This is a genomic window from Variovorax sp. P4_D9 (assembly GCF_056401695.1).
The window spans coordinates 1-725 of sequence record NZ_JBFUIU010001674.1 but is presented as its reverse complement, the minus strand read 5'-3'; the positions used below and the strand labels follow the sequence as shown (position 1 = coordinate 725).

The 725-nt window shown below is 65.9% G+C and carries 1 protein-coding gene; it reads right to left on the bottom strand.

Features of this window, described 5'->3' with window-relative positions:
• A partial coding sequence (locus AC1DY5_RS57705) for a ribonuclease E/G (RefSeq protein ID WP_478123052.1) occupies positions 1-725 on the bottom strand: 725 nt, incomplete at both ends.

Genomic DNA, 725 nt, shown 5'->3' with positions numbered 1-725 from the left:
TGCGAGCGGCGCGTGACCGAGGTTGGATCCTCGATCTCGTCGGCCATCTTGTAGCTGGCCTCGATGTGGTCGAGGCGCGGATCGTCGTGCTTGAGGCGTTCGAGCTTGTAGTTGGGAGTCTCGAGCGTCTTGTTGGGCACCATCAGTACGGTCACGCGCTGCTTGAGCTCGATCTTGGCGATCTCCGGGCGCTTCTCGTTCAGCAGGAACGACGCCACCTCGACCGGCACCTGGACATGCACGGCGGCCGTGTTGTCCTTCATCGACTCTTCCTGAATGATGCGCAGGATCTGCAGCGCGCTCGATTCGGTGTCGCGGATGTGGCCCGAGCCGCCGCAGCGCGGGCAGGGGATCGACGAGCCTTCGCTGAGCGCCGGCTTCAGGCGCTGGCGGCTCATTTCCATCAGACCGAACTTGCTGATCGAGCCGAACTGGACGCGGGCGCGGTCTTGCCGCAGCGCGTCGCGCAGGCGGCTTTCGACTTCGCGGCGGTTCTTCGACTCGTCCATGTCGATGAAGTCGATCACGATCAGGCCGCCGAGGTCGCGCAAGCGCATCTGGCGTGCCACCTCGTCGGCGGCTTCCAGGTTGGTGCGGGTCGCGGTTTCCTCGATATCGCCGCCCTTGATGGCGCGGGCCGAGTTGACGTCGACCGAGACCAGCGCCTCGGTGTGGTCGATCACGATCGCGCCGCCGCTCGGCAGCTGCACCGTGCGGGCGTAGGC